A 13,430-nucleotide genomic window follows, 5' to 3' on the forward strand; every position below is an offset into this window, starting at 1 on the left:
CGTTGAGCCCGCCGAAGTTCCCGCCCAGGACCAGCACTTTCTTCCGCATGGGGGACCACCTTCCGCATGACTCGCCTGCTCCCAGCGTGGCAAGCGCCGCCGGGCCGCGGACGAGGCGAAAGTCCTCCATGGGCGCGCGTTGGTCCTCACTCTCCTCAGGAGGACTTTCCTCAGCCGAAGGCAGTGAGGGTGTTTGAGGCGGACTCCTTGAGCCTCGACGCCCGCGCGCCATCGAGGTGCGCCAGTGCATCCTGACCCGGCTGCGAGCACGTTCCTGGCGGCGTTCCGCCGCGTTGCCGCATCTCGCCCAGCCACCACCTCAGCGAGGACACCGCCTTCGACGATCCTCCGGCAGCGCCGCCGCGGCGATCGCGAGCGCTGGAACCCAGCCTCACGGCCGGGCCGCGTCCGCGCGAGTGATGCGGGTGACGGCGGCGGCGATGCCGTCCTCCGCTCGGATTGGTGTGGCGAGCGCGCGGGCGGCCGGTGCCAGCGTGACCGCCTTCTCGATCGCCGCGGCCAGCCGGCCAGGCGTGAGCCGGCCGGTGACGGGTGGCGGCGCGACGCCGAGGTGGTCCAGGCGTTCGGCCCAGAACGGCTGGTCGCCCAGGAAAGGGCGCACCACCTGGGGGACGCCGGCGCGCAGCGCGGCGGCCACCGTGCCGATGCCGCCGTGGTGTACGGCGACGGAGACGCGCGGGAGCAGCCAGGCGTGCGGGGCCTCCTCGATCACCAGGACGCCGTCCGGCTGTGCACCCGGTCGCAGGGCGCCCCAGCCGGTGGCGAGGATCGCGCGGTGCCCGCTGAGCCGGACGGCTTCCAGCACCGCGGAGGTCAGCGCCTCCGGGTCGCCGGCGAAGGAACTGCCGAATCCGGCGTAGATCGGCGGGTCCCCGGCGTCGAGGAAGCGGGCCAGTCGCTCAGGCGGTGCCCAGTCGTCAGCGGGCATCGTCCAGAAGCCGGTGGGATGCGCCTGAGCGGGCCAGTCGGCGGGTGCCGGGAGCAGGTGCGGACTCCAGGCGTGCAGCACGCCGCCCCCCTCGACCAGGTCGGCAACCGGCTGGAACCTCCGGGGCAGGCCGAGGGCCTCGGCCCGCCAGTCCCGCACCGTGCCGCGGTAGGGCGCCTCGACGGCGGAGGAGACGCGCCAGCTCGCCCGGTTGAGCGCCCGCGGCACCCGTACCGGGAGGATGGGGGAAGGGAAGGCGGCGGTGGACAGGTAGAGCGGCAGCAGCAGACCGGCCAGAGCCGGGACACCGAGCTTCTCGGCGACGTGGGGGCCGCCGAGCGACTTGGGGTGATAGACGACCACGTCGGCCTCGTGCGCGGTGAGCGCGGCCTGGTCGTCGAGCAGGCGACGCAGCATCGGCCTGACCGTGCGGGCGGCGGTGATGGCTGCCCGCACGCCCTGCCCCTGGACCTTGTCCTGCAGCGCGAGCATCTCGTCGTTCAGCGGCGCGAAGTCCACCCCGCGGGCGGCGGCGAGCGGCTCGAAGCGCCGGGGCGCCGCCAGGAGCGGCCGGTGCCCGGCGGCCAGCAGCCCGCAGGCCAGGGCGAGGTACGGCTGGACGTCGCCGCGGCTGCCCACAGTGATCAGTAAGGGTCTCATCGCTGCTCCTTGAGCTCGTCCCACTCGTCCAGCAGGCGGGGGAAGCGGTCCATCATGAACGCGTACATGTCGCGCATGAGCTCCAGCCTCCGCCGGCGCTCCGGGTCGTCGCCCACCGCGCGCAGCCCCTGCTCGGCCAGGGCCAGGAAGCCCTCGAACTCGGCCATCTTCGCGCGGAAGGCGCGGGCGAAGACGTCCTCGGCCAGCCGGTAGCGGTCGCGCCGCTCGCCGCGCACCCGGAACCGCTCGATGAGGCCCGCCTGTTCCAGTTGCCGCAGCGCGACGCTCATGCTGCTCTTGGCCACGGCCAGCGCCTCGGTCAGCGCGGGCGCGTCGGCGCCGGAGGTGTCGGCGGTCAGCAACCAGCCCATGACGCGGCCCGACGTGCGGCTCAGCCCGAGCCGCTCGTAGAAGAGCCCGGCGTTTTCCACAAACTCATCAACGCTCACGAGCCGAGCATATCGACTTGTTCGGATAGTTCCGAACCAAGTGCGCGATCACGCTCCCTTCGCCCAGGTTCACTGCTCGGCCCAAGCCGAGTTGACGCTCCTTTATTGCGAATTGTCGTCCTTGGTCACCTTTGTGGAGCGACGAGCACCATCGTGACGGCAGCCCCTGTTAAGGTGGGCGCGGAGCGCCGGGAAGTCTGGTCGGCAAGATCGTGCGAGTAACCGACTGGAAAGGCCGTTCCATGACGACCCCCATGCGGCGCCTGTGATGGGTGTGCTGCTGACCGCTTTCGCGTGTGTGCTGCTGCTGGCGGTGCTGCTGTCCAGTCTGGCCCACCGCACCATCCTGTCCACCGCCGCGCTGTTCCTGGTGGCCGGGTTCGTGCTGGGTGACGGCGTGCTCGGCGTCATCTCGCTGCGGCCCGGTGACGAGCTGGTGGCGACGCTGGCCGAGCTGGCGCTGTTCACCGTGCTGTTCACCGACGGCATGCGGGTCGGCTGGGCCGAACTGCGCAGCGCCTGGCGGCTGCCCGGCCGGGCGCTCGGCTGGGGCCTGCCGCTGACCCTGGTCATCACCGCCGCCGGGGCGCACTACCTGCTCGGCCTGGGCTGGATCGAGTCGCTGCTGATCGGCGCCATCCTCGCGCCCACCGACCCGGTCTTCGCCGCCGCCCTGGTCGGCAACGAGAAGGTGCCGCCCCGGCTGCGGCAACTGCTCAACGTCGAGTCCGGCGTCAACGACGGCCTGGCGCTGCCGTTCGTCATCCTCTTCCTCGCGGTCGCGGCCGGATCCGAGGACCTGCATCTGGGAGAGCTGGGCCTGGAGCTCGGGCTCGGCATCGTCATCGGGGTCGCCATCCCGTGGGTGGCGATCAAGCTGGAGCGGACCCGCTGGTTCGCCGCCTCCACCGCCTACGAGCCGCTCAACGCCCTGGCCATCGGCCTGCTCGTGCTGGCCGTCGGCAAGGCCACGCACGGCAACCTGTTCCTGGCCGCGTTCTCCGCCGGGATCACCGTGGCCACCTTCGGGCCCCGGCAGCGCGAGTCGTTCGAACACTTCGGCGAGCTGATCGCCGAGGTGTTCAAACTCGCGGCGCTGCTCGTGTTCGGCGCGCTCATCACCCCCGCGCTGCTCGGCTCGGTCGGCTGGCAGGGGTGGCTGTTCGCGGTACTCGCGCTGATCGTGGCCCGCCCCGTCGCGATCTGGCTGTCGTTCCTGCGCTCAGGACTGGGCGTACGCGAGCAGGCGGCCGTGGCCTGGTTCGGCCCCAAGGGATTCGCCTCCGTGGTCTACGGGCTACTGGTGCTTGGCTCCGGCATCGCCGCCGCCGTGCCGGTGTTCCAGCTCGTCGCCGTGACCATCGTGCTGTCGATCCTGCTGCACTCCTCCACCGACATCGTGGTCGCCCGCTGGTTCGACGACGAACGAGACCTCCCCGCCTGGTACGGCACCATCACCCGCAAGATCCGCCGGCCGGAACGACCTCCCCACTGACACGAGAAGACACCATGACGACCACTTCCCCAGCTTGTCCCGAGCGCGCCGCCGATGCCGCCCACCACGATCGCGTGCCCGTTCATGTCTCCTCCCCGGGAAGTGGCGCGTTCTGGAACACCTTGGCCATCCCTTCGAAGGTGGTGTGCGCCTGGCGGATGCGTTCGGCCCGGTCGTCGTCCGGAAGTCGTTCGGCCGGTACCCGAGCGCCGGAGCCGAGGGACTGCGGCCTCACAGGTAGCGCAACCACAAGTACGGCATGCACAACGTGATCGTCACCACGGTAACGACGAGGCCGTAGCGGGTGAACTGCCAGAAGCTGATCGGGGTGCCGTTGCGGGCGGCGATGCCCAGCACGACCACGTTGGCCGCCGCGCCCACCGCTGTGGCGTTGCCACCGAGGTCGGCGCCGAAGGCCAGAGCCCACCAGAGCACCTGGGCGTGCTCATTGCCGCCGTTGGCCTGGACGAGCTCGGCGACGATAGGGCTCATGGTGGCCACGTACGGGATGTTGTCCACGATCGCCGACAACCCGCCCGATGCCCACAGCAACAGCATGGTGGCGAATCCCAGCTGCCCCTGGGTGGCCTCGGCCGCCGCCTTGGAAATCTGCGGGATCACCCCCGTCTCCACCAGCGACCCGACCATGACGAACAGCCCGGCGAAGAACACCAGCGTCGGCCACTCGACCTCGCGGATCGCCTCCTCAGCGGTGACCCGGGTCGCGGCCACCAGCACCCCGGCACCCAGCACGGCGACCACCGACGGCTCGTAGTGCAGCACCGGGTGCAGCACGAACGCCGCCATGACCAGCGCCAGCACGGCCAGCGACTGCCACAGCAACCGGCGGTCGGCGATGGCCTCCCGCTCGTTCAGCGCCATGATCTCCGCCGCCCGTTCCGGGTCGTAGACGAAGAACTTGCGGAACAGGAAACGGCACATACCGACATATACGATCATCAGCACGATGACCATCGGCGCCATGTGCACGAGGAAGTCGTTGAAGCTCAGACCGCCCCGGCTGGCGATGATGATGTTCGGCGGGTCGCCGACCAGGGTGGAAGCGCCGCCGATGTTCGAGGCCATCGCCTCGGCGATGAGGAACGGCGCCGCCGGCAGCGCCAGCCGCTCGCACACCAGGAACGTCACCGGCGCGATCAGCAGCACCGTGGTGACGTTGTCCAGCAGCGCCGACGCCAAGGCGGTGATCACGACCAGCAACACCATCAGCCGGTACGGCCGGCCCCTGGCGCGCTTGGCCGCCCAGATCGCCAGATATTCGAAAACGCCGGTCTGCTTGAGCACACCGACGATGACCATCATGCCGAGCAGCAGGAAGATGACGTTCCAGTCGATGCCGGTCTCTTCGGAGAAGAACGCGGCCTCGGCGTCGGTGGCGTGGATCAGCAGCATGATCCCGGCCCCGCCGAGCGCCGCCGCGACGCGGTGGATCTTCTCGCTGGCGATCAGCGTGTAGGTGCCGAGAAAGACCGCCACCGCCGCCCAGGCAGTGACCGTCACGCGGACACCGCCCGGTCCAGCAGTGTCTGCAGGGTCACGGCGCCGCTGAGCTGACCGTCGTCCACCACGGCCACCAGCGGGCTGTGCGTTCGGGCCATCAACGCAGCCATCTCGAGCAACGTGGCATCGGGATCGGTGATGGGAAGCTCACGAGGCTGGGGCGGCAGCGCGTCGCGCACCGTACGGTCGGCCGACGAACGCAGGAACCGATCGGCGTGCTCCTCGTCCACCACCCGCGCAAGCGCAGGATCTTCCTGACAGTAGTCCGGCACCGCCAGGCGCAGTACCTGCGTGCCGGGCAGGACGCTCAAGGGCAGCCCTCGTTCATCGACCACGATCAGCCCGGGCAGCCGCTGCTGGGCCAGCAGACGTGCCGCCGCCGCAATGGATGTGTCCAGGGTAACGGTCGGAAGGTCGGTGATCAGATCGCGCGCACGCATCAGGAAGCCTCGCTCGGGTACGACGACAGCAACTCGCCGACCAGACTTCCCGGCACACCTTCCGACAACGTATCAACAAAGATCCGAACCGGGCTGCTCGCCCTCGCCCCTGGCGACCCGCGATGGCTTTCGGGGCACTCATACACACAGCAGCGGAAGGCCGTATGCCGCGATGAGCGAGGGTGGCCGACCGAGGCGGGCATTGATCACGAGCAAGATGGATGGAATGTCCGCCGCTTGGCATGGATGAACTCAGCGAAGCTGAACGAGCCTCGGTCGTCATCAGGGCAGCCCGATTCATCATGATCCTCCAAGCCGCGGTACTCCTCGTGAATTTGCCCTACGCGGTCCTCTACATCCCCTCATTCGCGAACCCTGTGGCCTGGCCGTATCCCCCGAAGGTCGTCGTCGCGTTGCTGCCGCCGGCAGCGACCCGCTGGTTCGACCGCTGACTTGTGGTGGACGTCTGACCAGTGGTGGACGCCGATCGCGGGGCCCGAGCCGATCTGTGCCGAGTGCTCCCTTCAGGCGTTCCTCTACCAGGCGCCCGACGGACGAGGAGAACAACTCAGCCAGCCGGCCAGCTTTCCGGCCGAGCGCGACCAGCACCAAGCGTGCAATATAGATCTATGGTTAGCCATATGTTCATATAGTATCCGGGTTATGCATTCAACGAGTGATCGGCCCCCCGGGGACCTGACCGCCCGCGCGCGGATCCGGGACGCGGCCTTGGCGGAATTCGCCGAGCGCGGTTTCAGGGGCGCCACGATCCAGGCCATCGCCGACGTCGCCGGCGTCTCGGTCGGCCTGGTGCAGCACCATTTCGGCTCCAAGGCGAGCCTGCGGGAGGCCTGCGACGCGCACGTCCGCGACACCGTGCTGGGCGCCGCCGGCCAGGTCCAGGAGGGGGAGGATGTCACCCCCGAGTTCCTCCGGGGGATGTACCAGGCCAGCGAGCTCAGCGTCCGCTATCTCGCGCGCGCGCTCGTAGAGGGCTCGCCCATCGCAGCGGCGATGTTCGACGAAGGCGCCGAAGCCGCCGAACGGTTCCTTACCCAGAACTGGCCGGACGACTTCCCCGAGCACGATTCGAAGGTCCGCGAAAGCGCCGCGGTCATGGCAGCGATGCACCTCAGCACGATCGTGCTCCACGAGCATCTGTCCCGGCGGTTCGGCACCGAAGCGCTGAGCCGGGCAAACCTCGCCCGGCTCAGCATGGCCATGACCGAGGTCTACACGCACCTGGGCGAGTGGATCACCTCAGGGCCGGGAAGCCAGATCCGCCAGGCCGTCGCCGATCACCACGGCAAGGAGCACCCTCGATGACCGATGTGATCAGAATCCAAGGGCTGATCAAGAACTACGGCCGGATCCGCGCGCTGGACGGCCTGGACATGACCGTCCAGGAAGGAGAGGTCCACGGGTTCCTCGGCCCCAACGGCGCCGGCAAGACCACGACTCTGCGCATCCTGCTCGGCCTGCTGCGCAAGAACGGCGGTCACGTCCAGCTCCTGGGCGGCGACCCGTGGTCACAAGCCGTCGAGCTGCACCAGCGGCTCGCCTACGTTCCCGGCGACGTCACCCTCTGGCCGAGCCTGTCCGGCGGCGAGGTGATCGACCTGCTCACCCGGCTGCGGGGTCACACCGACGCCGAGCGGCGCGAGGAACTGATCGAACGGTTCGCCCTGGATCCACGCAAGAAGGCCCACACCTACTCCAAAGGCAACCGGCAGAAGATCGCGTTGATCGCCGCGCTCGCCTCCGACGTGGAGTTACTGCTGCTGGACGAACCGACCTCCGGACTCGACCCGCTGATGGAGGCGGTCTTCCGCGAGGTCATCACCGAGGAACGCCGCGCGGGCCGCACGGTCCTGCTCTCCAGCCACATCCTCGCCGAAGTCGAGATGCTGTGCGACCGGGTCAGCATCATCCGGGACGGCCGGATCGTGGAGGCCGGCACGCTCGCGCAGCTCCGCCATCTCACCCGCACCTCGGTCACCGCCGAACTCGCCAGAATCCCGGCCGACGGCCTGCCCGGTGCTCACAACCTCAGCATCGACGGTCATCGCGTGCGCTTCCAAGCCGACACCGCCCACATCGGGGACGTGCTGGCCCGGCTGACTGACTACGGTGTGCGCGACATCACCGCCCAGCCTCCCACCCTGGAAGAGCTGTTCATGAGGCACTACCGATGAAGGCCCTGCCACCGAACACCGCGGCGCTGATCCGGCTGATCCTGCGCCGCGACCGCGTCTGGCAGCCACTGTGGATCGGCTCGGTCGCCCTCTTCGTCGCCACCACGGTGGCCACCATCCAGCAATTGCTCCCCACCGCGCAAGCACGCCTGCACTACACGCGCGAGATCGCGGCCAACCCCGTCATCCTCCTGATGCAAGGGCCGGCCTACGGCGACAGCCTCGGCGCCGCCGCCGCCCAGCAGCGCGGCGCCGCCACCATGATCTTTGCCGCGCTGGCCAGCGTGATCCTCCTGGTCAAGCACACCCGCTCCGACGAGGAACGAGGACGGCAGGAACTCATCGGCTCGGCCGCCGTGGCCAGGCAGGCCCCGCTGACCGCCGCCCTCATCGTCGTGCTGGCCGCCAACGCCGTCCTGGCCGTACTCATCACCGTCGTCTGCGCAGGCGCCGGGCTACCCCTGTCCGGCTCCCTCGCCTGGGGGCTGCTGGCCGCCTCAGGAGGCTGGGTCGCCGCCGCGCTGGCCGCGGTGGCCGTACAGATCACCCAAAGTGCCCGAATCGGCGGATCCGTGGCCTTCACCGTGTTCTTCGTGGCCTACCTCCTCCGAGGCGTCAGCGACGTGGGCGGCCCGGGCACCCAATGGCTGGGCTGGCTGCTGCCGACCGGATGGATCCTGCGCACGCACCCCTTCGGCGGCGAGCGATGGTGGGTGTTCATCCTGGTCGCGGCATTCGCCGCGGTTTTGATCGGCGCCGCGTACGCCCTGTCGGCCCGCCGCGACCTCGGCGCCGGCCTCGTGCCGCCCCACTCCGGCCGCGCCCGGGCAGCCCACGGCCTGCGCGGGCCACTTGGCCTGGCCTGGCGGCTGCACCGGGGCACGGCCCTGGCCTGGATCGCGGGAGCCGCCTTCATCAGCGCGGCGATCGGGCTGGGCGGGCAGAGCGCCATCGCGACGTTCGGTCAAAGCGGAGGACTGGACTTCTGGGCCGGACGGACAGGAACCGACGATCCCGCGGAGATCTTCTTCGAACTCATCGTCTACAAACTGGCGGTGTATTCGCTTTCCCTGTACGGGATCATGACGGTGCTGCGCCTGCGCGGTGACCAGGCCACCGAACTCTTCCTGTCCGGCCCGGTGAGCCGGGTCCGCTGGGTGGCCGGCCATCTGCTGTTCGCGGTGGCCGTGCCCGTCGCCGTCCTGATCACCGCCGGCCTCGGACTGGGCCTCGGCGACGGCGACTTCGCCGGCGGCCTGGCCATCACGACGGCTGTCCTGCCCGGCATCTGGGTCATGGCCGCCGTCGCTGTGGCGGCATTCGGGCTGTTGCGGCGGGCAGGAACGATCGTGGCATGGACCGCCCTGGCGCTGGCCATCGCCGTGGAAGTCGGCTGGGAGATCGGCCTGGTCAACGACACGTACTTCTTGATCTCCCCGTTCGCGCACGTCCATTACTCGGCCGATTTCGGGCTGGGCACCTTGTCCGGCCTCACCCTGGCGGCGGCCGGCTTGGTGGCAGTGGGCCTGTACGGGCTTCGCCGCCGTGATCTGGCCCTGTGAACCCCAGTGGGCCGGGCGTGAACACCCGGCCCGACTGTCGTCGCGCGCCGTCGGCCGGCGACTTCCTGGAGGCACAGCACCACGCCGCCGGCCGGCGACTTGCTGGAGGCACAGCACCACGCCGCCGGCCACTACACCCCGCTGACGGTCATCCCGGTTCCACGCGCACGGTGCCCGCTGCGCCGTCGATGGTGATCAACTGCCCGGTCTTGATCTCGTGTGTGGCGTCGCGGACGCAGATGACGGCGGGGATCCCGTACTCGCGGGCCACCGTAGGGCCGTGCGCCACCGGGGAACCGGTTTCGGTCACCAGGCCGGCCGCGGTCATGAACAGCGGGGTCCACCCAGGATCGGTGGTGGGTGCCACCAGGATCTCCCCCGGCTCGATGCGCGCGCCGGCCGGGTCACGGATCACCCGCGCCCTGCCGGTCGCCTGCCCGGCGGCTCCGGACATGCCGGTCAGCACGCCGTCCTGGGCCGGCTCGGCGGGGGCGAGCGCCTCCAGGTCGGTCCCGTCGGACAGAAGCGCGCCAGGTACGGTGCGCCGGCGCAGTTCCCGTCCATACTCGGCGCGCCGTATCGCGGCAAGTCCCCGGTGGTCCGCGTCGTGAGCGGCGGCTCGTGCCTCCTCCAGCGTCAGGAACATGATGTCGTCGGCGCGCTCCAGCCGGCCGCGGTCGGCCAGGTCCGCGCCGGCCAGGAGGAGTTGGCGCCGGCACTCCTGGATCACGGGCAGCCAGGCGAATTTCGCGATCTCCCGCAGGCCGGTGAGCTGTCGCGAGCGCCGCATGAAGAACGCCGCCAGCCGGCCGCGGATGGGACGCCTGCGTCGCGCCCGCCGCGACAGCGTCTCGACCATTCGCTCCGCCCGGGCCGCCGACGCCTTGAACCGCACGTCGGGCGCCTGCTCGGGGTCTTCGACGCGCAGATAGTTGGCGATGGTGGCGAACAGCGGCGCCGGGTCGTCGCCCCAGCGGGGCACGCCGACGTCGATCTCGGCCGCCGCGCGCATGCCGTACGCGGCCAAAAAGCCGGCCATCCCGATGTCGGGAAGCTCGCCGGCGAAGTACATGGCGGCGAGATCCTCCGGTGGGGTGCCGAGGAACAGGTCGCGGTGCTCGCGTGCCCGCACCGCCAGGCCCCACAGCTTGAGGTCCATCTGCGTGGTCACGTTGTACGGCATGCCGCCGAGGACCGTGTCGAGTTCCTCGTCCGTGGCGATGCCCTTGAGCAGCGCGGCCGGGAGCGTCCCGACGATCATGCCTGCCGTCAGCGGCCACACGATCCCGTGCATGTCAATGCTCATGACCGCCTTGTGGGAGTCCTCGACGACCCAGCGCAGCCGTTCGGCGGCCGTCGCGGACTCGCCGGGCGGGACGATCATCCGCTTGATCTCCGCGACGCCGCGGTGGGCGCGGGCGCGCGCGAGAGCCGGGTTGGACAGACTCGACACCACTCCGGCCAGCCCGGCGGGCACCATCCGCACCATGCCCTTGACCACGCTGCCGAGATGCAAGGGCAGGCCGGGCCGCGGCGCGAACCGCGGATCGTCGAGCATGCGCAGCACGGCGCCCTGCACCCTCGGTCCGTAGACCTCCAGGGAGGTCCCGAGACGATCGCGCATGGCCTTGCTGCGCAGGAAGTCGGTCACGTCGAAGTAGAGCCGGCCACCGATCGACACCATTCGGGGCAGCGGGTCACGCCGGTCGACCTTGGCTCCCGCGGCCTGGAACCACATGCTTCCGCCGGTCTTGAGCAGCGACACGCCCATCGGGGTGCACGGGCGGAGCATGCCTTGAATGTGGCCGAATTCCAGGTAGAGCCGCGTGTCTCCGGTGCTGGGCGGCAACGGGAAGAGCGTGGTGATCGGCCGCGACTGCAGCAGCCACAGCGTGCCTTCGGCGTCGATCGCCCACTCGATGTCCTGCGGCGAGCCGAGATGCTCCTGCAGCCGCTGCCCGGCCGCCCGCAACCGGCCGAGTTGTTCCGCGTTCAAGCACCCGCCGTCATCCGGTACGGCCGGTATCCGCTGATCGAGCACGTAGTGGTCGGGCACGACGGTGCCCTCGACGATGGCGGTGCCCAGGCCAGGAGCCGCGTCGACGACCATCTCGGAGCGGCAGCCGGTGATCGGGTTGGCGGTGAACAGCACCCCGGCCGTGACCGGGTCGATCATCCGCTGCACCACCACGGCCATGGCCGCCTCGCCGATGCCCGCGGCGGCGCGGTAGGCGACGGCGCGCTCGGTGAACAACGAGTCCCAGCAGCGGCGTACCGCGTCGATCAGGTCGCTGGGGCCTTCGACGTTGAGAAAGGTGTCCTGCTGGCCGGCGAAGCTGGCCTCCGGCAGGTCCTCGGCGGTGGCGCTGGAGCGCACCGCCACCCGGCCCCCGCCGAGCCGCTCGTACGCCTCGACCAGCTCCTCTTCGGGCAGTTGCCCCGCCCGGTAGGCCTCGACGGTCAGGCAGAAGCCGTCGGGGACGCGCTCCCCCGCTCTGATCATCTTCCCGAGCCCGGCGGCCTTACCGCCTACAAGGTCGAGCATGGAGCCGTCTATGTCAGATAACCGGATCAGTTCCATCGCGCCTTCTCCCCACAGCTGACATCGTTCGCGAACCATGCCGACCAGGCTTCCCGGCGCTCCATTGCGGACGTTAGCACCGCCGAAGTTCGCGCACCAGAGCAGCGCCGCCGTCCGTCGCGAAGAACCATGCCATCGCTCCGCGACAACGTGGCCGGAACGCGGCTCGCGCACAGGAGCCGGCCGTCCCGCTGCGGTCCCTGACTCTGACCGCAGCGCACGCGACGAGGGCACCTGGTCCGCCGGCGTGACCGAGGTGACCGAACACACACACGTGCGGGTCGAGCGCTGGAGAGTCGGAGACGTCGCGCACGACCTCAGCGTCGCCGCCACCGTCACTTCAGCGCAGCAGCTCCTCCACGGCCATGGGCGTCCTGTCCGGATCGGCCGCGATCACGGCCTGTTGAGGTAGGCGCGCAGTTCGGCGAGGGCGCGCCGGCGCTCTTCCGCCGAGCTCCGCTGCACCAGCATGCTGGTGCAGCTTTGGAAGAAGTCGTGGTCGTCGTAGGGACGCCGGGCAGTCCGCAAATGACCAGCGCTTGTCGGCGCCGTTGATCGGCCGCGGCGCCACCTGCTCGGGCGCGGTGTGCGACCTGTCGGGCGGCTGCGGGGCTCCTGCCGACGGCGGGATCGCGACCGTGCGAGGCATCGCCGCGCCCGCCCGACTGGCCCGCCTCGCCGAGACCTGGCAGCAGCACGAACCAGAAGGATCGCGGGCAGGGGCTCGCCGGCGAAGGCGAGGACGTCGTCGCGCCCGGACAGGACGCGCTCTCCGGTCTTGCGTGGTATGCCGATCAGGCGTGACATGCCGGTCACAGCGGGGGTGGGATCGGCGGGGTCGAAGCGGTAGCGGTCGGGGGCGGATTGCCGCCCAGACCGCCGTTCGGGTGGAGGTACAGGCGCTGCGGACGTGCCTCGGCGGGCGGGTAGGCCGGCAGGTCCCGCCACTCCTCGGCACCCTTGACATAGATCCGCACCGGCGCAGCGCGCAGCCCGCTCTCGTCCTTCAGCAGGTGGGCGCGCAACCAGGCGAGGCTTTCACGCAGGGCGGCCATCGACAGCTCGGCGTCCCAGTGCTGCCACGGCCCGATGGTCAGGTACGGCTCGCGCCCCGCCTTCCGGAGCGCCTGGTAGTCGCGGAGCAGGGCGGGCAGCGCGATGTCGTCCCAGCCGCTGACGAGGTGCTTGGGAGCGTCCACCGCGGGGACCGCCTGGCTGTGGTCGCCGGGCGCCCACCACGGGTCGCCGGCGTCGGGGTGCGCGAGCCATGTCCCGCCGGTGCGGCGCCGTGGTGCCGATGGCGACGGTGTCGGCCTCGGTCAGCGGGAGCCGGCCGGCGGCCTCTGCGCGCTTCTTCCCGGCGAGCGTCATCGAGGACAGATAGGCGGCTACCGGTTTCTCCTGGTGGGCGACCATGCTGATCCAGGCGAGGCAGAGCTCGAGGGCCATCGCGCCGCCAGGGTGGAGCAGGTCGTAGGCGTTCGACCCGATCAGTGAGGTGGTGATGGCGCTCTCGGCTGATCGCATGGACAGCATGCTAACCATTTGGTCAGCGAAGGGAAGGCGCTACTGCCGGCC

The 13,430-nt window shown here is 70.2% G+C and carries 11 protein-coding genes and 1 pseudogene; 5 read left to right on the forward strand and 7 right to left on the reverse strand.

From position 1 onward, the window contains the following. Positions 1-391: 391 nt before the first annotated feature. Together ABFX54_RS40255 and ABFX54_RS40260 are read right to left on the reverse strand one after the other, a co-directional pair. Entirely contained in the window at positions 392-1,609 is a 1,218-nt protein-coding gene (locus ABFX54_RS40255) for a glycosyltransferase (RefSeq protein WP_346112098.1), read from the reverse strand. After that, a complete protein-coding gene (locus ABFX54_RS40260; RefSeq protein ID WP_106247049.1) occupies positions 1,606-2,058 on the reverse strand; it encodes a GbsR/MarR family transcriptional regulator in 453 nt (150 codons plus the stop codon). Before ABFX54_RS40260 ends, ABFX54_RS40255 begins: the two co-directional genes overlap by 4 nt. A 268-nt stretch (positions 2,059-2,326) precedes the next feature. On the opposite strand from ABFX54_RS40260, the gene ABFX54_RS40265 reads away from it, so the two are divergent. After that, a complete protein-coding gene (locus ABFX54_RS40265; protein ID WP_346112100.1) occupies positions 2,327-3,553 on the forward strand; it encodes a cation:proton antiporter in 1,227 nt (408 codons plus the stop codon). A gap of 231 nt (positions 3,554-3,784) precedes the next feature. Here the strand turns inward: ABFX54_RS40265 and ABFX54_RS40270 are convergent, their stop codons facing one another. Together ABFX54_RS40270 and ABFX54_RS40275 are read right to left on the reverse strand one after the other, a co-directional pair. Further along, complete coding sequence (locus ABFX54_RS40270) at positions 3,785-5,074, reverse strand: ArsB/NhaD family transporter (RefSeq protein WP_346112101.1); 1,290 nt, start codon at positions 5,072-5,074, stop codon at positions 3,785-3,787. Next, the gene (locus tag ABFX54_RS40275) at positions 5,071-5,514 is read right to left on the reverse strand and encodes a CBS domain-containing protein (RefSeq protein WP_346112103.1); all 444 of its coding nucleotides are present in this window, start codon (positions 5,512-5,514) and stop codon (positions 5,071-5,073) included. Before ABFX54_RS40275 ends, ABFX54_RS40270 begins: the two co-directional genes overlap by 4 nt. A gap of 242 nt (positions 5,515-5,756) precedes the next feature. Between ABFX54_RS40275 and ABFX54_RS40280 the strand changes: the two genes are divergently transcribed. From ABFX54_RS40280 to ABFX54_RS40295, 4 genes are all read left to right on the forward strand, one after another. Continuing rightward, entirely contained in the window at positions 5,757-5,966 is a 210-nt protein-coding gene (locus ABFX54_RS40280; RefSeq protein ID WP_346112104.1) for a hypothetical protein, read from the forward strand. Between the two features lie 211 nt (positions 5,967-6,177). Continuing rightward, complete coding sequence (locus ABFX54_RS40285; protein WP_346112105.1) at positions 6,178-6,840, forward strand: TetR/AcrR family transcriptional regulator; 663 nt, start codon at positions 6,178-6,180, stop codon at positions 6,838-6,840. Beyond that, positions 6,837-7,709 (forward strand): ABC transporter ATP-binding protein, encoded by an 873-nt coding sequence (locus ABFX54_RS40290; RefSeq protein WP_346112106.1) that lies wholly within the window; start codon positions 6,837-6,839, stop codon positions 7,707-7,709. Before ABFX54_RS40285 ends, ABFX54_RS40290 begins: the two co-directional genes overlap by 4 nt. Continuing rightward, positions 7,706-9,271 carry an ABC transporter permease gene (locus ABFX54_RS40295; RefSeq protein ID WP_346112107.1) on the forward strand — a complete coding sequence of 522 codons (1,566 nt, stop codon included), beginning with the start codon at positions 7,706-7,708 and terminating at the stop codon, positions 9,269-9,271. Before ABFX54_RS40290 ends, ABFX54_RS40295 begins: the two co-directional genes overlap by 4 nt. Before the next feature lie 148 nt (positions 9,272-9,419). Here ABFX54_RS40295 and ABFX54_RS40300 read toward each other — a convergent pair whose 3' ends face one another. From ABFX54_RS40300 to ABFX54_RS40310, 3 genes and pseudogenes are all read right to left on the reverse strand, one after another. Further along, positions 9,420-11,852, reverse strand: a complete 2,433-nt coding sequence (locus tag ABFX54_RS40300) for a PEP/pyruvate-binding domain-containing protein (protein ID WP_346112108.1) — start codon at positions 11,850-11,852, stop codon at positions 9,420-9,422. Positions 11,853-12,245: 393 nt separating this feature from the next. After that, positions 12,246-12,380 carry a hypothetical protein gene (locus ABFX54_RS40305; RefSeq protein ID WP_346112110.1) on the reverse strand — a complete coding sequence of 45 codons (135 nt, stop codon included), beginning with the start codon at positions 12,378-12,380 and terminating at the stop codon, positions 12,246-12,248. 284 nt (positions 12,381-12,664) lie between these two features. Then, positions 12,665-13,123: pseudogene (locus ABFX54_RS40310) on the reverse strand (CocE/NonD family hydrolase); the annotation flags it as partial. Positions 13,124-13,430 lie beyond the last annotated feature (307 nt).

The organism is Nonomuraea maheshkhaliensis (assembly GCF_039529435.1).
In the GTDB taxonomy this organism is placed as follows: domain Bacteria; phylum Actinomycetota; class Actinomycetes; order Streptosporangiales; family Streptosporangiaceae; genus Nonomuraea; species Nonomuraea maheshkhaliensis.